The sequence below is a fragment of the Mesorhizobium sp. M2A.F.Ca.ET.067.02.1.1 genome (genome assembly GCF_004023285.1).
Taxonomy (GTDB): Bacteria; Pseudomonadota; Alphaproteobacteria; order Rhizobiales; family Rhizobiaceae; genus Mesorhizobium.
On record NZ_RZSB01001420.1, the window covers coordinates 1 to 470 of the forward strand.

The 470-nt window shown below is 64.3% G+C and carries 1 protein-coding gene; it reads left to right on the forward strand.

Going from position 1 to position 470, the window contains the following annotated elements; all coding sequences use genetic code 11:
• On the forward strand, window positions 1-470 hold a 470-nt coding region (locus EOA28_RS38135; protein WP_148671232.1), incomplete at both ends, for an EamA family transporter.

Consider the following 470-nt stretch of genomic DNA (forward strand, 5'->3'; position numbering starts at 1 on the left):
GGCGATTACGCTCAACTACGCCCAGCCGCTGCTGGTCGTCGTGTTTTCCTCGATCTTCCTCGGCGAGACGATCCGCGTCTATCGCTGGAGCGCGGTCGTCGTCGGTCTTGCCGGCGTGCTGGTCATCTCCTGGCCCGAACTGACGTTGCTCAATTCCGATCAGGGCCTCGACGACCAGGAGGTGCTTGGCGTCATGGCCGCGCTGATCGCCGCCGCGATTTCGGCCGTCGCCATGCTCCTGGTGCGCAACCTTGTGCAGACGGAGAAGACGGCGACCATCGTTCTATGGTTCTCCTCGACGGCTTCGGTGCTGTCGCTCTTCACGCTGCCTTTCGGTTGGCAGGCGCTGACGCCGCTGCAGGCGGCGCTCCTAGTTTTTGCCGGCTTTTGTGGCGGCCTCGGCCAGATCCTCATGACGGCGGCCTACCGCCACGCCGAAGCCTCGGTCGTCGCGCCATTCGAATACACCT